Annotated in this window: 16 protein-coding genes; 2 read left to right on the forward strand and 14 right to left on the reverse strand. The window is 63.9% G+C overall.

Annotated features, from left to right (window positions below):
- The first annotated feature begins 72 nt into the window (after positions 1–72).
- Entirely contained in the window at positions 73–996 is a 924-nt protein-coding gene (locus LOY50_RS26920; RefSeq protein ID WP_258689604.1) for a LysR family transcriptional regulator, read from the forward strand.
- On the opposite strand, the gene LOY50_RS26925 is transcribed toward LOY50_RS26920, so the two are convergent.
- Positions 993–1,610 carry a PAQR family membrane homeostasis protein TrhA gene (locus tag LOY50_RS26925; protein WP_018609564.1) on the reverse strand — a complete coding sequence of 206 codons (618 nt, stop codon included), beginning with the start codon at positions 1,608–1,610 and terminating at the stop codon, positions 993–995. The genes LOY50_RS26920 and LOY50_RS26925 overlap by 4 nt on opposite strands.
- Positions 1,611–1,862: 252 nt before the next feature.
- Between LOY50_RS26925 and LOY50_RS26930 the strand changes: the two genes are divergently transcribed.
- Positions 1,863–2,777 (forward strand): LysR substrate-binding domain-containing protein, encoded by a 915-nt coding sequence (locus LOY50_RS26930; RefSeq protein ID WP_014340651.1) that lies wholly within the window; start codon positions 1,863–1,865, stop codon positions 2,775–2,777.
- A 113-nt stretch (positions 2,778–2,890) separates the two neighbouring features.
- Here the strand turns inward: LOY50_RS26930 and madM are convergent, their stop codons facing one another.
- From madM to LOY50_RS26995, 13 genes are all read right to left on the reverse strand, one after another.
- The gene (gene madM, locus LOY50_RS26935; RefSeq protein ID WP_253470149.1) at positions 2,891–3,655 is read right to left on the reverse strand and encodes a malonate transporter subunit MadM; all 765 of its coding nucleotides are present in this window, start codon (positions 3,653–3,655) and stop codon (positions 2,891–2,893) included.
- 1 nt (position 3,656) lies between these two features.
- A complete protein-coding gene (gene madL, locus LOY50_RS26940) occupies positions 3,657–4,073 on the reverse strand; it encodes a malonate transporter subunit MadL (protein ID WP_072405887.1) in 417 nt (138 codons plus the stop codon).
- 67 nt (positions 4,074–4,140) lie between these two features.
- A complete protein-coding gene (mdcH, locus tag LOY50_RS26945; protein WP_258689605.1) occupies positions 4,141–5,061 on the reverse strand; it encodes a malonate decarboxylase subunit epsilon in 921 nt (306 codons plus the stop codon).
- Entirely contained in the window at positions 5,058–5,678 is a 621-nt protein-coding gene (locus tag LOY50_RS26950; protein ID WP_258689606.1) for a malonate decarboxylase holo-ACP synthase, read from the reverse strand. Before LOY50_RS26950 ends, mdcH begins: the two co-directional genes overlap by 4 nt.
- Complete coding sequence (mdcE, locus tag LOY50_RS26955; RefSeq protein WP_253470152.1) at positions 5,675–6,478, reverse strand: biotin-independent malonate decarboxylase subunit gamma; 804 nt, start codon at positions 6,476–6,478, stop codon at positions 5,675–5,677. The genes LOY50_RS26950 and mdcE overlap by 4 nt, the downstream gene beginning before the upstream one ends.
- On the reverse strand, positions 6,475–7,326 hold the full coding sequence (locus LOY50_RS26960; protein WP_253470153.1) for a biotin-independent malonate decarboxylase subunit beta: 852 nt from the start codon (positions 7,324–7,326) through the stop codon (positions 6,475–6,477). The genes mdcE and LOY50_RS26960 overlap by 4 nt, the downstream gene beginning before the upstream one ends.
- On the reverse strand, positions 7,319–7,618 hold the full coding sequence (locus LOY50_RS26965; RefSeq protein ID WP_253470154.1) for a malonate decarboxylase subunit delta: 300 nt from the start codon (positions 7,616–7,618) through the stop codon (positions 7,319–7,321). The genes LOY50_RS26960 and LOY50_RS26965 overlap by 8 nt, the downstream gene beginning before the upstream one ends.
- Entirely contained in the window at positions 7,618–8,493 is an 876-nt protein-coding gene (locus tag LOY50_RS26970; RefSeq protein WP_258689607.1) for a triphosphoribosyl-dephospho-CoA synthase, read from the reverse strand. The genes LOY50_RS26965 and LOY50_RS26970 overlap by 1 nt, the downstream gene beginning before the upstream one ends.
- Complete coding sequence (mdcA, locus tag LOY50_RS26975; protein WP_258689609.1) at positions 8,494–10,164, reverse strand: malonate decarboxylase subunit alpha; 1,671 nt, start codon at positions 10,162–10,164, stop codon at positions 8,494–8,496. It lies immediately after the preceding gene.
- Positions 10,165–10,387: 223 nt separating this feature from the next.
- Positions 10,388–10,813, reverse strand: coding sequence for a hypothetical protein (locus LOY50_RS26980; protein WP_253470157.1), 426 nt, complete (start codon positions 10,811–10,813; stop codon positions 10,388–10,390).
- Positions 10,776–11,405 (reverse strand): nucleotidyltransferase domain-containing protein, encoded by a 630-nt coding sequence (locus tag LOY50_RS26985; RefSeq protein ID WP_258689610.1) that lies wholly within the window; start codon positions 11,403–11,405, stop codon positions 10,776–10,778. The genes LOY50_RS26980 and LOY50_RS26985 overlap by 38 nt, the downstream gene beginning before the upstream one ends.
- A gap of 771 nt (positions 11,406–12,176) precedes the next feature.
- Positions 12,177–12,659, reverse strand: a complete 483-nt coding sequence (locus LOY50_RS26990) for a chemotaxis protein CheW (RefSeq protein ID WP_253470161.1) — start codon at positions 12,657–12,659, stop codon at positions 12,177–12,179.
- The gene (locus LOY50_RS26995; RefSeq protein ID WP_258689612.1) at positions 12,652–18,579 is read right to left on the reverse strand and encodes an Hpt domain-containing protein; all 5,928 of its coding nucleotides are present in this window, start codon (positions 18,577–18,579) and stop codon (positions 12,652–12,654) included. Before LOY50_RS26995 ends, LOY50_RS26990 begins: the two co-directional genes overlap by 8 nt.
- Positions 18,580–18,601: the final 22 nt, after the last annotated feature.

Genomic DNA, 18,601 nt, shown 5'->3' on the forward strand with positions numbered 1-18,601 from the left:
TTAGGGCCAGGTGACAGGCCTCGAACAATGAATAAAGATGGACTCCCTATAAACAAAGGTTATGGGCTCGCCATGCGTCTTCGCCATATCGAGATCTTCCAGGCCATCCGCCAGGCCGGCTCCATCAGCGGTGCGGCCCAACTGCTGCACGTTTCGCAACCGGCGGTGACCAAAGTGTTGCAGCATGCCGAGCAGCAATTGGGGTTTGCGTTGTTTCTGCGGGTACGCGGCAAGTTGCAGGCCACGCCCGAAGCGCTGGAACTGGAGCGCGAAGTCGATAAGGTCAGCGAGAGCCTGCAAGGTGTCCGGCGCCTCGCCCAGAGCCTGCGGCGCGAGCCGGGTCACAGCCTGCGGATCGGCGCGACACCGGCCCTGGCCCTGTCGCTGCTGCCGGCGGCGGTTCATCAATGGACGCAGCGCTATCCGGACATCGTCTGCGAGTTGTCCAGCGCCCACAGCCGCGAACTGGTGCAGAACCTGTTGATGCGCGAAATCGACGTCGCCCTGACCCTGCAACCGCCCGATCATCCGGGACTCAAGGCCCAGGCCCTTGCCTGCGGTGTGCTGGTGGCCCTGGCGCCAAGCGGGCATTGGACCGAAGCACAGGTGGGCCAGCCGATGCCGTTGCAGGCACTGGCCGGTGCACCGTTGATCGGCCTGTCCAGCGCCGACCCGCTCTCGGCCAGGCTGGACAGCTATCTCAAGGCCGTGGAACCGCCGCCGCGCATCAGCATCGCTGTACAGACGTATTCACTGGCCCGGGCCATGGTCGAGTCTGGTGCCGGGCTGGCGGTGATCGACCCGTTCACGGCCCTCGGCGCCTCGAGCACCCGCACGGCCATCCGACCGTTGTCGCCACCGCTGCCCATTTCCCTGTATGCCGTGACCCGGGCCAACGAGGCCCCGGTGCACACCCTCGGCGCGTTGCTGGAGATTTTCGCCAGCCAGGCCCAGGCACAACTGGATCGCCTGTTCGCGGTGGCTGAACGTGGTTAGAGCACGTAGAACAGGATTGCCACGAAGTGCAGCAAGCTGCCGGCAATGACAAACAGGTGCCAGATACCGTGGGCGTGGCGCAGCCGATGGTCGAGGGCGAAGAAGATAATGCCCACGGTGTACAACACGCCGCCCGAGGCCAGCCAGGCAAACCCGGCGCTGCCCAGGGCCGCCAGCAGCGGCTTGACCGCCACCAGCACGATCCAGCCCATCACCGCGTAGATGACGATCGACAGGATCCGCGCTTCGGAGCGCGGCTTGATCTCCTGCAGTATCCCGATCAGCGCCAGCCCCCAGACGATCCCGAACAAGGTCCAGCCCCACGGCCCGCGCAGCGTCACCAGACAGAATGGCGTATAGCTGCCGGCGATCAGCAGGTAGATCGAAAAGTGATCGACCTTCTGCATGATTGCTTTTTTGCGCCCGCGCACGCTGTGGTAAACCGTCGAAGCGCTGTACAGCACCAGCAGGGTGAAGCCGTAGATCGCCACGCTGACGATCTTCCACGGATCGCCCGCCATCCCGGCAATCACCAGCAACCACACCGCCCCGATAAAAGCCGCCACCGCCCCGACCAAGTGCGTCCAGGCGTTGAGTCGTTCCCCGTGATACATCCAGTCCCACCTCACATTCCAGAACAGACGCCAAGGCTCAGGCCTGGCGCTTTAAAGTGCAATGTTTTGCTTGCTGTGAAAGCAAGGCTAATGATCGTTCCCACGCTCCGCGTGGGAATGCAGCCGGGGATGCTCCGCGTCCCGAAGCGGACGCAGAGCGTCCATTGAGGCATTCCCACGCAGAGCGTGGGAACGATCACATCCCAAGGCCGATTGGGGCACAATCGGGCCATACGAATAAGAGTCCGTCCCATGCTGATCGACGAAGAATTGACCCTGAAGAAACTCGAGGTGTTCCTGGCCTTCATGCGCACCGGCAACCTGGCGCGGGCGGCAGCCGAGTTGCAGACCAGCAATGTCAGTGTGCACCGGGCCATTCACTCGCTGGAGAGCGCCCTGCGCTGCCCGTTGTTCAAGCACGAAGGCCGCAACCTCACGCCGCTGGAAAGCGCTTACGTGCTCGAAGAGCGGGCGCAGAAGCTGATCCAGGACGTGGTCGAAAGCGTACGCCTGACCCGCGAAGCCGCTGGCTTCTCCGCCGAACGCTTCAAGCTCGGCTCGCTGTATTCGTTGACGGTCAAGACCGTGCCACAACTGATCATGGGCCTGAAAATCCGTCGCAGCGAGCTCAATATCGACCTGATCCTGGGCTCGAATATCGACCTGCTGTACAAGCTCAAGAACATGGAGGTGGACGCGATCCTGATCTCCCTGGACGACAGCGTGAACGACCCGGACTGCGAGCATATCGAGCTGTTTTCCGACGACATCTTCCTCGCCACGCCGGCCGACTCACCCTTTGCCCAACGCAGCGAGGTCGATCTGGCCGAGGTGCGTGACGAGACGTTCATCACCCTGACCCAGGGTTTTGCCACGCACCAGGACGGTATCCGGGTGTTCAAGCAGGCGGGGTTCGAACCGAAGGTGGCGATGCAGGTCAACGACATCTTCACCCTGCTGAGCATGGTCAGTTCCGGGGTGGGCTATGCGTTGCTGCCGGGACGAATTGCGGCGGTGTATGAAAACCGGGTGAAATTGATCCCGTTGCAGGAAAGGTATCGGCTACAACAGCGCATTGGCGTGGTGTTCCTGAAAGCCAAGGAGCGTGATCCGAATCTGCTGGCGCTGCTGGCTGAGTGCCGGATGTATGCCAATCGCCAGGCATAGGACGTTGTGGCGAGGGAGCTTGCTCCCGCTGGGTGGCGCAGCCGCCCCAGAATTTTGTGAGCGCTGCGCACTCAAGCGGGAGCAAGCTCCCTCGCCACAAAAGCAGTTGCCGCTTAGCCGACAATCCCACGCACAATGAAGTACAGCAACGAAGGCCCCAGCAAGCACCCAAGCCCGGTGTGGAACGTCGCCGTCAACGCGCCATACGGCACCAGCCGCCGGTCCGTCGCGGCCAGGCCGGCCGTCACGCCACTCACGGTTCCGGCCAGGCCGCCGAATACCATGGCCGAGCGCGGGTTATCCAGGCCCATCCAGCGCGCTGCCATGGGGGTACCGACCATCACGATGATCGCCTTGATCAAGCCGGTGGCAATCGACAACGCCATCACATCGGACGTGGCGCCAATCGCGGCCCCGGTCACAGGCCCGACGATATAAGTCACTGCACCCGCGCCGATGGTGGTCATGCTCACCGCGTCGCGATAGCCGAACAGCCAGGCGATGCTCGCTCCGACAATGAATGGCAACACCGTGCCCAGCAGCAGCGCGATGACGCCAATCAGCCCAGCCTTTCTCGCTTCGGTGGCCTGCACTTCGAAGGCCGTGGCGACGATGGCGAAATCCCGCAACATCGCCCCGCCCATCAAGCCGATGCCGGAGAACAGGGACAGGTCCGCCAGGCCTTTTTGCCCGCCGGTCATGGTGCCGCCCACCCAGGCCAATACCAGGCCGATGACAATGGCAATCGCCGAACCGTGGATCCGTCCATAGGTCAGGCGCTTGGACAGTATCACCGACACCCACATGATCACGCCCACGAACGCAAACGCCGTGATCAACCCGTTATTTCCCAGGCCTTTCTCGATGAGATCCCACATATCAGCGGCCTCCTGCTGGCGTGCCCAGCGGGGTCAGTTCCGCCGGCTCATCAGGCAAGGGTTCGCCTTTGTGGGTCCGGCTGATCAGCGCGATGGTGCAACCGCACAGCACCACCGAACCGATGGCCGCCAACACCGCCACCGGGCCGCCGTGCAGGGCCGTAACCACATTCTGTTGCGCCGCCATCGCCACCACCACCGGAATGTACATGGCGCCCCAGAAGGCCACGCCCATCTCGCAATCCTTGGTCATGCCGCCGCGTTTCTGCGTCCACAACCGCGCGCAGATCAGCAGGATCATCGCAATGCCGACCCCGCCCACATTGGATTTGACGCCCAGCAACACGCCGAGCATGTCGCCCAGGATCACCCCTGTCAGCGTACAGATCGCCAACAGCGCCACACCATAAATAATCATTGTTGTAGTCCTCAAAGTGCATCGTCGAAGTTGTTGTTTTTGTGCTTCGCCAGCTTGAGTCGGTGGTTTAGGGTTGGCGGTTTCCCTCCTCACGCAACAGCGCCTGCAAGGTGTCGAGCCGGGCGCCGTCGAAAGCCATGACAGTGCCCTGCTCGAATACCCGACGCGCCAGGGCGGTCAGCACCGCGCCGGGCGGCAGTTCGATCTGTAGTCGCACGCCGCGCTCGTAGGCGCTTTGTACGGTGCCGCGCCAATCCACCACGCGGCACATGTTGAGCGCCAGGTCGTCGCGCAAGGCCTCGGTGTTGATCAGCGGTCGCGCGCGGCTACCGCTGAGATAACCCAAGGCCGGTGCTTTCAACGACACGTCGGCAAATGCCTGGGCCAATGCCCGGGCCGGTGCTTCCAGCAACGGGCAATGGGACGGCACGCTCACCGCCAGCCGACAGGCCTTTGCGGCGCCCAGGCTTCGCGCATGCCTGGCAACGTTGCTCATGGCCTCGTCACTGCCGGCGATGACCACCTGGTTATCCGCGTTGATGTTGGCCAGGTAGACCGGGGTGCGGTCGCTGTGCACCTGCGCCAGCAATGCCTCCACTGCCGCGAGGTCCAGGCCGATGATCGCGGTCATGCCGTAGCCTTGCGGATACGCCCGCTGCATCAATTCGCCCCGCAGGCTGACCAGCCGCAAAGCATCCTCGAACCCCAGCGCCCCAGCCACCACCGCCGCTGGATAAGCACCGATGGACAGCCCCGCCACGTAGTCCGGGGCAGGTGCCTGCTCCAGCAGTTGACGGGACGCCGCCACGCCGGCGATCAACAAACACAGCTGCACGGCGCGGGTCGATTGCAAGGCCTCGGCGCTGTCCAGTTGCAACACGTCCTCACCGAGCACATCACCCGCCTCGTCGAGTACGTGCGGCGCCAGGCCGTGGAGCATGCCCGCGCGCTGCGCACCCTGGCCGGGAAAGACGAAGAGGCTGCTCACGCGACTTGCTCCAATGAAGGCTGCCAAGGATCGCTCACCAGCCGTGCCTGCACGTCATCCTTGAGCAAGACCCGCCGCGACGAACCCGCCCACTCGCGCAAGGCGACGGCACCGCAGGACGTTTGCAATTGCATATCCACGGCGCAAACCGAGGCATCCAGTTGCGCCAGCAAATCCCTGGCGTGGAGACGATCGAGAAAATGCGGCAGCCGCAGAATCAAATCCAGGTCGCTGCGTTCATGCAACGCCTCGATACCCGTGGCGAGCTCGAAGCCGGCGCTGCCGCTGACGCCCCAGGCCCAGCCACTGGCATCGAGCAGCGGACGCAGGCGGGACAGCGCTCGCAGGGCTGGCAAGTCGCGAGTCGACGCAACGTGACCAAGGTCTTCCGGCCTCACACGACGGGCAATCGCCGCGACCGCCATCGACGTTGCATAACGCTGCTCGCGCAAGCGCCCGCGCACGCCGACCGCGATTTGGCCCGGCACTGTCAGCGAGCGCCGAACCACCACCGGTTGACCGGCGGCAATCGATTCGACCACCCATGCCGGCGCTCCCGCAGGCACCTGCTCCGGGGTCATCCCCCAGAGCAGGTCATGGGCCAGATACGTATTCACCACTGCGCTCTCAGCAGCTGGCGCACGGTGCTGGAAGCCGCGCGATGGGTCGCACCGAGGCGACTGCTCAAGTCGCGAGGCGCAGCGGCTACATCGTTGATCGCCTGCTGCACGCAATCCGTCACCCGGGCAAGATCTGCCGCCGTCGGTTGCTCGATCTGCTCCACCGACAAGGTTTCCCACAGCAGACCCAGGCTGGCAAAGCTGTCGATGTCATAGGCCATCGGCGGCACGCTGGCAGCCAACGCCTCAAGCTCCTCGACGCTGCGCAGGGTGACCCGCGCCGCCGAGGCCTTGCCCATGGCGTGGACCATCACGCCCGGGTCGCGCAGGGCGATCAGGCGGTTGGCCTGATAACCGTGGGCCAGGAACGCCCCGGACATGGCCTTGCCCACCAGCAAGCCGATCACCGGATGCCCGGCCAGTCGCGCACGGGCATAGCTGTCCGCCGCACCGGCCAAGGCCTGATGAATGCCCAGGGCTTCTTCGCGCCGGCCGTAGGCCTGGCTCGGTACATCGACAATGGCGATCAGCGGACGCTTGTTGACTGCATCGCGGTCGGCATCGATGGCGTCATCCACTGCCTTGGCCAAACCCCAGCCCTCCAGCAAACCGACTTCGCCCTGGCGAGCACGGGGAAAGCGACTGTCGGGATCCGCCACCACCGCCAGCAGGCGCACGGTTTGCTCGCCCAGCCGGACGTCAGCGGCTTTCAACGAAGCCGGCAGGCCTTCCAGCGGTCTGGCGTCGCCACCCAAGGCTTCGAACCAGCGCAAACCTCTCAATGAATACGAACTCATGGGCGTTCTCCCTGATACAGCTGACGAACCGTGGCCGGCTCGATTTGCACTTCAGTGTCCAAACGGGCCAGGCGTTGCAGGAACAGCTCGGCCTGGCCGCTGCGGTGTTGCGCGGGAACGCCCAGGTGCAACAACTGGCCAACCTGTTGGCGGATCTGCGCCACATCATCGGCGACGTAACGGTCCACCAGCCCACTGGCGAAACGTTGTTCGCCGCCGGTCAGGCTCCAAATGAACGGCCGGTCGCGGGAGTCGTATTCGTCGATCCCGGCCTCCTGTTCGATCACTTGTGGGCCGTTCAGGCCCAGACGCGCTTCCTGGGTCACCAGCAGATAACTGCACAGCCCGGCGGCGATGGACATGCCACCAAAACAGCCGACGCTGCCGGCCACCACGCCGACCACCGGTTGGTATTGGCGCAGGTCGACAATCGCCGAATGAATCTCGGCGATCGCCGCGAGCCCGAGGTTGGCCTCCTGCAAACGCACGCCGCCGGTTTCCAGCAGCAGCACGGCGCGGGTCGGAATGCCCTTGCGGTTGTCCTCGGCGGCCAGTTCCAGCGCACCGGCAATCTTCGCCCCGCCGACTTCGCCGAGGCTGCCGCCCTGGAACGCGCCTTCGATGGCGGCGATCACCACGGGCAGGCCATCGAGCGTACCCTTGGCGATCACCACGCCGTCATCGCTTTGCGGCACCACGCCCTGGCGCAACAGCCACGGCGACATGATCCGCTGGAACGGGTCGAGCAGTTCGCGGAAAGTGCCGTCATCGAGCAAGGCCCTGGCCCGCTGCCGGGCGCCGAGTTCGACGAAGCTGTGCTTGTTGAGCAACGCTGCACTGTCAGTCATGCCTGATCTCCTCGAAGCCTTGCTCCAGGCGCAAACGCACCACGCCGGGGGTGGCGCCGAAATCGTGGATGTCGATAGACAAGGCCGGCGGTGTCTGGCCGTCGAACATGCGGGCGAACAGGTGCTGCCAGCGTTGTTCACTGCCGTTGACCGAGGTCTGCACCTGAATGGTCAACTTGCCCGCCAGGCCGGGTTCGATCAGCACTTCAAGGTCGCCCGAGCCGACACAGCCCACCAGCGCCCGGCCGCGTGGCGGCTGCCCGGCGGGGAATTCAAAGGATAAGGTTTCCATCAGCACACTCCAGGGAAGAGGCCATCGCCGCGTTCGATACGATCGAGGAACAGGCAGGCGGCGAGCAGGTCGGCAGCGCCGCCGGGCGAGGCGTTCAAGGCAATCAGTTGTTGGTCCAGCGCGTGCAAGTGGCGACGACCACCCAGGCTCGCACTGCCACCGGCATCGAGCACCGCCTTGGCGCCCTGTTGCATGGCCTGCAAACCCGGCTCGCCGGCGCGGTAGAGCACGCAGGTGTCGGCCAGGGTGGTCATGATCGCCAGCAAGGCATCAAGCCGGGCGTTCTGCTCCCCCGCGCCCGCCGCGCGACTGCGCTTGAGCTGCGGCAGACCCAGGCCAGTCACCGCTGGGAACGCCAGTTGCGCTTCTTCCCGGGCGCCGCGCACGCCGTAGCGTTCGGCTACCTGGGCGCCGTGGCTCAAAGGTTGGGGCGCATAGCGGTCGTTGAGCAAGGCCAGGCGGGCAGCACGTAAAGTCACGGCACCAGCGACGCTGGATTCAGGTTCCAGCGCTGCCGCAGCGACCAACAGGCCCAAGGCCCAGATCGCCCCGCGATGGGTATTCACCCCACCAGTGGTGGCGAGCATCGAGGCTTCCCCCTCACGGCCGATGCGCCCGAGGGCTTCGCGTAGCGGCAAGCCGATCTCGCCACAGTCGAGGGCGGCTTCGGCCATTTCCTTGAACGCCGGCCACAGCGACAGTGCCGAAGCATGCATCAGGCCCAGGTGCAGATCGGTGTGGGCGCCATTGCCACGACGGTCCACCAAGGCCGGTTTAGGCGACAGGTCGGCTTCGTCGATCAGCGCGTCCACCGCCATATCCGCCAGGCGCTCGGCCAAGGACAGTTTTTTCGGTTGCAGGTTAAAGGCGTGCATTTACCAGCTCCTGAACTTGGCGGGCGGGTTGTAGAGGCCACCGGACCACTCCACCAGATCGGCCACGCTCTTGGCCGCGAGCAACTCGCGGGTGGCGTCGGTGCGACGGATGCCGAGGTCTTCGGGCAAGGCGATCAGCCCTTCGCGGCGCATGCGCGCGGTGTCTTTCGGGTCATGGCGCAGGCCAATGGCAGTGACGCCGGCCACGGCCGCGATCATCGCCTGACGCTCTTCCAAGGTGCGGGCCTTGTACAGGTAGGCGATGCCCTCTTCGGTCAGCAGGTGGGTGACGTCGTCGCCGTAGATCATGATCGGCGCCAGGGGCATGCCGGCTTTCTTCGCCACGTCCACCGCGTCGAGGGTGTCGACGAAGGTCGGTTTACCGCCCTCCTGAAACGTCTCGACCATCTGCACCACCAGCTTCTTGCCGCGTTCGAGCAACGGCGCCTCGCCATCGCCATGGCGCATGTCGAGCCAGGCTGGCGTGCCGTGACGGCGACCGCGCGGGTCGTGACCCATGTTCGGCGCCCCACCGAAGCCGGCCAAGCGGCCACGGGTCACGGTGGAGGAATGGCCATCGCCGTCCACTTGCAGGGTGGCGCCAATGAACAGGTCCACTGCGTACTGCCCGGCCAGCTGGCAGACCATGCGGTTGGAGCGCAGCGAGCCGTCGTGGCCGGTGAAGAACACGTCCGGCCGGGCGGCGATGTAGTTTTCCATGCCCAGCTCGGTGCCAAAGCAATGCACGCTCTCGACCCAGCCGCTTTCGATGGCCGGGATCAAGGTGGGGTGCGGATTGAGCGTCCAGTTGCGGCAGATCTTGCCCTTCAGGCCGAGGGATTCGCCGTAGGTCGGCAGGATCAATTCAATCGCAGCGGTGTTGAAGCCGATGCCGTGATTGAGGGATTGGACGTTGTGTTTTTCGTAGATCCCGCGGATCGCCATCATCGCCATCAGCACATGCACAGGCTTGATGTGGCGCGGGTCGCGAGTGAACAGCGGCTCGATGTAGAACGGCTTGTCGGCCACCACCACGAAATCGACCCAGGACGCCGGGATGTCGACGCGCGGCAGGTCGCTGACGTCGTCTACCAGCTGATTGACCTGGACGATAACGATGCCATCACTGAAGGCCGCCGGCTCGATCAGCGCCGGTGTATCTTCGGTGCTGGGGCCGGTGTAGATATTGCCGGCGCGGTCGGCCATGAAACCGGCCGAGAGCACCACATTGGGGATCAGGTCCACCACCAGCCGGGCATAGAGTTCGATGTAGGTGTGGATCGCGCCGATTTCCAGCAGGCCGTCTTCGAGCAACTGACTGATGCGCAGGCTCTGGGTACCGGCGAAGGAGAAATCGAGCTTGCGGGCGATGCCGCGTTCAAACAGGTCCAGGTGCTCGGACCGCCCGACGCTGGGCATGATCATGTGCAAATCGTGCAACTTCGAAGGGTCGACTTTCGCCAGGGAGCGGGAAAGGAAGTCCGCCTGCTTCTGGTTATTGCCCTCCAGCACCACACGGTCACCGGGCAGGATCAACGCCTCCAGCGCAGCAACGATCTTGTCGGTGGGCAGCACCACACCGTCGGCAAGCCCCTTCACCAGCCCGAGACGCCGCTGCTTTTCGCTGCGCCGCCGCGTCCAGCGCGAGTCGGGGGATATTGTTGTTGTCATGACCACTCCACGGGTTCGCTGTCGTGGGAGTCACATTAGGAGTGTTATGGCGGGGGCATCAATCAAGCTCGACGGCGGATCGTTACGGTTGGAGTAATGGTTGAACGCCGCAGCGGACAATGCTTTTGTGGCGAGGGAGCTTGCTCCCGCTCGGCTGCGCAGCAGTCGTCGCTTTTGGGGCCGCTTCGCGGCCCAGCGGGAGCAAGCTCCCTCGCCACGGATATCAAGTCTTGGCCATCAATTGCCGGACCCGTTCGAGCAGTTGCGCAGCGCTCTCAATCAGTTGGGTAAGAAGTGCATCATCTTCATCCATGTACCCCTCGTACTCGGCAAGGTTGCGCCGCTCATGACACAACGCGAATAACCGGACCTGCACATTGCTGATTTCCGTCGTGTGAATCAGGCACTGGAAGACCAGATAGCGCTTGTCCGACCGATAACCACTCAAGCGTAGCGCCGTGAGCGCCAAGGCATGGGCAGCGTTGTATGCCAGGTCGAACCGGCTGGCGAAAGAAAGGGAAGTTGTTTGTGCATCCTTCAAGCGATCCGTTGCCGAACGCATCAGGCCCTCGCATTCCTGACGATCCGATGGTTCAGCTTTCAGGCCGCCGCTACGTAACAGATTCTCCAGGTTTTCTTGCTTGCCCATCCTTGGTTTCCAAAGGGTCTGCACCCAGCAAATTGATCTTGTCCTGTTGCGCTACACGCACCACGAAACTGTTGCCAGCGGCAAGTTTCGTGGCCCAGTCCTGGGGGGTGTAGAGCGTTGGGTTTAGCGGGCGGCCCAGTTGCTCTTCCAGAGGTAGAAGCCGCTCCATCACTTCACTGTAGTGCAGGCCTTCGCCGATCAGCATGAGATCTATGTCACTGGATGCGTTTGCCTGGCCCTTGGCGATAGAGCCATAGACGAACGCCCAGCGCAGTTGTTCTGAAAAAGGCTCCAATGCCTGGCGCAACGGTTCGGCGATGCCGATGGTTTTGCGCACGATGCCTAGCAGCTCAGCGTAAATCGGGCAGTGTGGGTTGGCTTGATAATGGGTCTGATTGCCCAGACGAGTCATGGTGAGCACGCCTGAGCGTTGCAGGCGTTCCAACTCTCGCATGAGGCTGCCTTTACCTATTTGGGCCCAGCGGGCAATTTCATTGGCATAGAAGCTTTGGTCCGGCTTACCAAACAACAAGCCCAAGACCCGTTGCTGAGTGGCCGTGAACAGCGCGTCGCTGAGAGAAAGGTGGTTCATATAAGCAACACAAAGTCCCAAAAAGGGAACGATAGGTCCCTTATTGGGACTTAGCAAGTCTTGTCGCTTAATCCGGTCCCATAAAGGGACTTAACAGACCCTTTATGGGACCTATCTATCGAGCGCGACAGAGAAGGTATTACTTGTGATAGCAGCGGCATACTCAATATTGATGTCGCCTGACCAACCGCTATCGCGAACAGGCTCGCTCCCACAGGTCCTGCGCATACAAGTCTGGTTGGGGTACAGCCGCAAGAGCCAGGTCGACTGTCAGGCCGCCTCGCGAGCAAGCTTTGCTCCCACAGGTCCTGCTCAAACAGACCTGATGGATGTACGACCGGGAGAACCAGGTCGGCTACTAGGCCGCCTCGCGGTGGACGTTGATCTCGGCGCCCCGTTAACCACGATGGCCGAACGCAGGCATTGCGCAGTGGGCACCTCGGCATGGATGCCGAGGTAGCCGCGCTGGGCCATGGATGGCCCTTCGCGGCGGGCCCACGGAGCAATGCCGGAGTGAGGGCATGCCGAGCCTAAGCGAGGCACCGAGTGGTGGGGCAAGAGCGTTTTGCTTACTTTTGCGCTCTTCAAAAGTGAGCCGCTGTAAGAGCGGAACCCTAAGCAGCCGTTACCGCAGCAATGGATATGTACCCGATCAACAAAATCCTGGCCAGCTGTCAGGCAGCCATCGCGAGCAAGCTCGCTCCCACAGTTTGATCAAGTACAACCGGGAGAAACAGGTCGGCTCGCTCCCACATCGGAATTTCGTATATCTCAGGTGTTGTAGGGTTGAATCAGGCCCGCAGCCATCACCAACTCCTCCAGCGCCAACAGGTCCGGCACTTTCGCCACGTGGTCCCCGACCTGCACTGCAGCCTGTTCCAACCCGCACAGCGGCACGTCGACGTAGCTCAATTGGCTGTCGAGCTTGTAGGAGCGCGGGATGCCTTGCACCAGCAGGGCAATGAAACGCAGCTCCGACCGTCCGCCCAGGGCGTTGAGCACGACGATGCGCGCTCGCTCGCCAATCACGGTCTTCTGGCCGCAGGCCGACTCGAAGCTCAACAACGGGATTTGCCGTTCGCGCCAGCTCACCCAGCCCAGGAACCACGGCGGGGTGTCCATATCGAATACGCTGCTCTGGTAGTCGATCAGTTCGGCCACGGCCACGTTGGGCAACACCAGGTGCCGGTCAGCCAATGGCAACAACAGGCCGGTGAGCGGGCTGGTGCGCGAGTGAAGATGCAGGTCATGCATGGGTTTTGCTCCAGTACGCGATGCTATCGAGCAGCACCGATTCCTGGTACGGCTTGCCCAGGTAGTCGTTGACGCCGATGGCCATGGCGCGGTCGCGGTGTTTCTGGCCGGTGCGGGAGGTGATCATGATGATTGGCAAGTGCGCCAGGCGCGGGTCGTTGCGCACTTGGCTGGCCACTTCGAAGCCGTCCATGCGCGGCATCTCGATGTCCAGCAGCATCAGGTCCGGGGCGTGCTCGGCCAGCAGCGCCATGGCATCCACGCCATCCTTGGCAGTCAGGACGTGCATGCCGTGGCGCTCCAGCAGGCGACTGGTGACCTTGCGCACGGTCACCGAGTCGTCCACCACCAGCACCAGCAACGGCCGTTGCGGTTCGCCCTCGCCTTCTACCGGCACTTGGCGACGCGGGACCTGGTGGGGCAAGGCGCGGATGGGCGCGAGCAGATCGAGAATCAACACCACCCGGCCGTCCCCCAGGATCGTCGCCCCGGACAGGCCCTGTACCGCCGAGAACTGCGGACCGAGGCTCTTGACCACGATCTCCCGGGTCCCGACGGTAGCGTCCACCTGCACCGCGACATGCCGCTCGTTGCACTGCACCAGCAGCACCGGCAAGGGTTGGCTCTGGCCCAGCAGTTTCGGCCGGGCGCCGGTTTTCAATAGCTCACCGAGGTAGCACAACTCGTAACGCTGCCCGGCGTAGGTATAGGTTGGCGGATCGAGCTGGTAATGGCCGTCCAGTTCGGCGGGCAACACCCGGACAATGCTCTCGATAGTGTTCAGCGGGATCGCATACTGGTCCTCGTGACAGTGCACCATCAACGCCCGGTTCACCGCCACGGTAAACGGCAGGCGAATGCGGAAATGCACGCCCTGCCCCGGCGTGGAATCGATGACCATGCTGCCGCCCAATTGCCGCACCTCTTCGTGGACCACGTCCATGCCGACGCCGCGCCCGGAGATCTGGGTGATTTTCTCGGCCGTGGAAAACCCTGGTTGCAAGATGAACTGCAGCACGTCGTGGTCGCTGATGTCGCTGTCCGGTGCCAGCAAGCCACGCTTGATCGCCTTGTTCCGCACCGCCTCCAGCGGCACGCCGGCGCCGTCGTCGCGGATGTCGAAAATGATGTCGCCGCCTTCCCGGGACAGGTCGAGGCTGATACGTCCTCGTGCCGGCTTGCCGGCGGCAATGCGCACGTCGGCCGGCTCCAGGCCGTGGTCGACGGCGTTGCGAAGCATATGTTCAAGCGGTGCAGCCATGCGCTCCAGCACGTTACGGTCCATCTCGCCGTCGGCATTGCCGACCAGGAATTCCACGTCCTTGCCCAATTCCTGCGCCACTTGCCGGACGATGCGTTTGAGCCGGGGCAGCATGCGCTCGAAGGGCACCATGCGCGTACGCATCAGGCCTTCCTGGAGCTCGGTGTTGATACGCCCCTGCTGCTGCAGCAGGACCTCGGCATCGTGATTGCTGCGATCAAGGGTTTCCTTGAGCTCGAGCAAGTCCGAGGCGGACTCGAACAATGCCCGGGACAGCTGCTGCAACTGGGAATGGCGGTCCATCTCCAGCGGGTCGAACTCTTCATAGCCCAGGCGCTCGGCCTCGACCTGTTGCCGGCTGAGAATCCGCCCCTGGGTTTCGGTATCCAGGCGCCGCAACTGATCGCGCATGCGCTCGATGGTGGTTTCCATTTCGCCCAGGGCCACACGTGCGTCGTTGACCTGCTGTTCGATACGCCCACGGAAGATCGACGTTTCGCCCGCCAGGTTCACCAGGTCGTCGAGCAGTTCGGCGGAGACCTTGACCATGTCCGCACCGTCGCCCGGTGCACTGGGATCGAGTCTTGCGGGCGCCGTTGGCGGTGCCACGACGGGCACCGGTTCCGGCGCCGATTCAGCCTGCGGCGCAGCGTTCTCCTGGGGATGATTCACCGCCTGGATCTGTGCGATCAGTCGGTCGGCCAGCGGGCACGGGTGACCGGCGCGCACGGCGTCGAGCATCTGCGCCAGTCGGTCATGGCTGCTTTGCAACAAGGCGAACAGCGCCGGGGTCGGCTGAAGCAGACCGGCCGACAGGCCTTCATAGAGGTTTTCCAACTCGTGGGCCAGGTCGCCGATGGGCACGATTTCCACCATGCGCGCACCGCCCTTGAGGGTGTGCAAATCCCGTAGCAAGGTTTCCACGGCCTGGCGATTCGACGGTTCTTCCTGCCAGCGCAGCAGCGCCGCGCCCGAGCTGTCGAGGATGTCGAAGCCTTCCTCAAGGAAGATTTCCAGCAACTCGGGATCATGGCCGGCGCCGTCGGCCTGGGCCGCTGCGCTCGTCTCGATGGCGTTCGGCTTGTCCTGGCGGAACCGTCGAATGGCGTCGATCAGCGCAACGGGATCGCCCAACGGCTGGCCCTGCTGCAACTGCCCGAGCAACAGGTCGAGGCGTTCATGGCTGCTGGCGAGCAGTTGCGCCAGTTCCTCGCTGTAGCTGTAGCGCCGGTCCACCAGTCCTTCGTAAAGGTTTTCCAACTCCTGGGCCAGATCGCTCACCGGCCGGATGTCGGCCATTCGCGCACCGCCCTTGAGGGTGTGCAAGTCACGTTGCAGCGAAGACAGCGGTGCGCCGTTATCCGGATCGGCCAACCAGCGTTGCAAGGCCTGGGCGGCGCTTTCGAGGATGTCTTGGGCTTCTTCGAGGAAAATCGCCGCGAGGTCATCATCCATCGAGGTATCGACGGGCGCGTCACGCTCCATTTGCGCCGTCGCGTGGCCCAGTTCGCGGATGCTCAGGGTGCGGCTGCCGTCGCTGCGGATCAGACCGGTGGCCGACGGATCGAGGCTCTCCTGGAGCAGGCGGCGCAAGGCTTGTACCCGCTCGGGCTGCGGATGCACATGCTGCCCGGCCGCCAGCTCATCGAGCATGTCGATCAGCGCTTCATGGGCGCGCTGGGCCTCCTGGAAAAATTCATCGCTGACCGCCAGGCTGCTTTCTTCTACCGCACCGTAGAGGTCGAGCAAGGCTTCGCAGAGTTCATCCACCGGGTGCAAGTCGGCCAGGTGCGCGCCTTCGCCGAGGGTGGTCAGCTCATCGAGCAGCGCACTCAGTTCCTGGCCTTCGCCGGGGTGCTGCTGCCAGCGCTGCAAGAGGCTTTCGGCGTCCAGCAGGATGTCCATGCCCTGGGCGAGGAAGTTATTGATCAGTTGTGGGTCGCGCTTGGTCCGCAGCGCTTTGTCCGGCGCACTGTTGGCGGCATGCAGGCGCTCGGCCAGCAGGGCCTGGGCGCGCAGGATCAGATCCTCGGCCCCGGGGATCGCCGCCAGCGGCTCGCTGTGCAACTGGCGCAAGCCTCGGCGCAGCAGCCCTTCGGCTTCCAGCAGCAATTCGACCTCATCCAGGTCGAGGGCAATCAGGTGTGCCCGGTATTCCCGGGCCAGCTCATCCATCGCCCCGGCCAGCTCGGCGATCGGCAGCACGCCGGCCATCGAAGCGCTGCCCTTGAGCGTATGCAAGGCCCGCTGCAATTCATCACTGGCCTGCAAGGGCAGGTGGTCGGCCGACTGATCGAGAAAGCGATTGAGGCTGGCGAGGTGGCCCTGGGCTTCGTTATCGAAGATCTTCAACAGCAGCGGATCGAGAGCGGCCACGTCCTGCTCGTCTTCATCCTCCTCATCGCCGCCCTTGGCCAGGACATGGGCACGGGCGGCCAAGCGGTCGACGTCGTCGCGCTGGCGCTGGTGATTGGCCGCGAATTCGGCCACCAGGGCCGGCAACAACTGCACCGTGTCTTCGATCAACTGGCGGACCGAGGCCTGCGGCTCGACACTGCGCTCCAGGACCCGGTTGAGCAGGTTTTCCACGGCCCAGGCCAGTTCACCCAGCACCAGCGCCCGGACCATCCGGCCACTGCCCTTGAGGGTGTGGAAGGCCCGGCGCAGTTCGCTCAGGGCGCCGTGGTCGGCGGGATGAGCACTCCAGCGCGGCAGGTATTCACGCAGGACGTCCAGCACCTCGCCGGTTTCCTCGAGGAAGACTTCGCGCAACTCGTCGTCCACCGGACTTTCATCCAACGGTGGCGGCAACAGGCTGCCCGGGGTGCTCCTGGCCGGCGGATTGACCGCCGAGATCGGGCTGGCCAGCACCTCGGCCAAGGATTGCACCGTCTGCGGGTCGTCCAGTTCCTGCAAGTCCTGCATGACCTGGGCTTCGTTGGGGCTCAAGACATCGTCGAGCACCGGCACCCGTGCTTCGTCAGGGAAATAACCGAGCGCAGCCAGGCTCCGCTCGACCCCATCGAGCAACGGCTCGCCAGGGGTTTGCGGGTCCTCGCTCAAGCGCTCCAGGTAGTATTCGAGGCCGGTGATCACGTCGGCCAGGTGGTCGAGTTCTTCCCAACCCGGCTGGGCCTGGTCCAGCAACAGGTGGTCGCGGATGAAACCGTTGCAGGCCTCCACCAGGCTGGCGGCACGGCTCAGGGGAATCATCGCCAGCGCGCCGCGCACCTGGGTCAGCAGCGCCGGCAAGGGCTGCAGTTGCTCGCTGTTCCAGTCCGCGTCGATGTAGTCGACGATCATGTCCTTGGCCTGTTGCAGGCAGGTGTGGGCTTCCTTGATGACGATCTGGTGGATCTGGGTCAGGTCGGTGGTGGGCAGGTGGGTGTCTTCGCGGCTCTCGGGCTCGACGGTGCCGACCATGCCGGCCAGGGTCGCCTCGACGTAGAGCAAGGCCCCGGCGACGTCCATGAGGGTCGCGTCATCCGGCTCGCGCTGGCCCTGGGCGAGGCTCAGGACCACCGCCAGTTGATCGATGATGACCTTGCGCGGCTGGCCGAAACCGAGCACCGCCAGAGTGTCGGCGATCTGCCGCAGCGGCGCCAACAGGCTGTCCAGTTCCGAGGCGTGCTGGCGATCGCTGCGCACGAACAGGTCCAGGCGCTCCTTGACCCGTACCAACTCCTCGCACAGCGCGGCAAGCACCGAGCGCATGGCATCGCGGTCGGGCCCGGCCAGGCGCGCGCGTTCTTCGTCGACCATGGCGCTGTCGGGTAGCGCGTCGTCCAGTGAGTAGCGTTCTTTCATGATCTGCATCTGCCCGCTGGGATGTTCGGCCTTGGCAATATAGAACAACAAACTCTTGAGCAGGTGGGGCGGTGCCGGCTGATTGATGCCTGGCATGCCTTGGTCCAGCAGGCGCTTGAGTTCCTTGTCGGCTTCCTTGAACAGGCTGCGCAGCGCCGGGCTGTTGGTAATGCGCCCGTCACGCATGCCTTCGACCAGCGCCGAGGCCACCTGCCATAACGCATTGAGCGGCGCCCCAGTACACAAGGTTTCCAGGCGATGGAAGACCTTGGCCAGGTAACCGAGGTGGGTCGCGTCATCCTGTTCGCGCAGCAGGCCCACCAGGGCCATTTGCAGGGTCTGGCGCAATTTGCGCAAGGTGTTTGGCAGGTCAGCGGGCTCGAGGCGCTGCAAGGCCTCGTCGCTGAGCGGCGCAATATCGGGCAACTCGGGGCTGAACAGGCTGGTTTCCGACAACAGGCTCTCGCCCCGGGCACTGCGCAGGTCATTGATCAACGGCAGCACCACCAGCGGCAGGTCGCGACGGGCACCTTGTACGCGGTCCAGGTAGATCGGCAACTGCCCCAGGGCCTGGCTCAACAGGCTGACGGCTTCGTCGCGATGAGTGACGCGGTTGTCCTGCAGGGCGGCGCACAGCTGCTCCATCTCCTCGGCCAGCAGCGCCGCACCGTAGAACTCGACCATCTGCAGGCCGCCGTGGACCTGGTGGATGCAGGCCAGGCATTGCCCGAGGGCGTCCGACGCCTGCGGATCGTCCACCAGGCGGTTGAGGGCCAGATGAGCCTGCTTCAGCGTTTCGGCAATCTCGCCCTTGACCCATTCCAGGGCCACATAGTCGTGCCGATCACCCATAACCACTCCAAATCAACAGTCG

The sequence above is a fragment of the Pseudomonas sp. B21-010 genome, assembly GCF_024749325.1.
GTDB lineage: Bacteria > Pseudomonadota > Gammaproteobacteria > Pseudomonadales > Pseudomonadaceae > Aquipseudomonas > Aquipseudomonas kilonensis.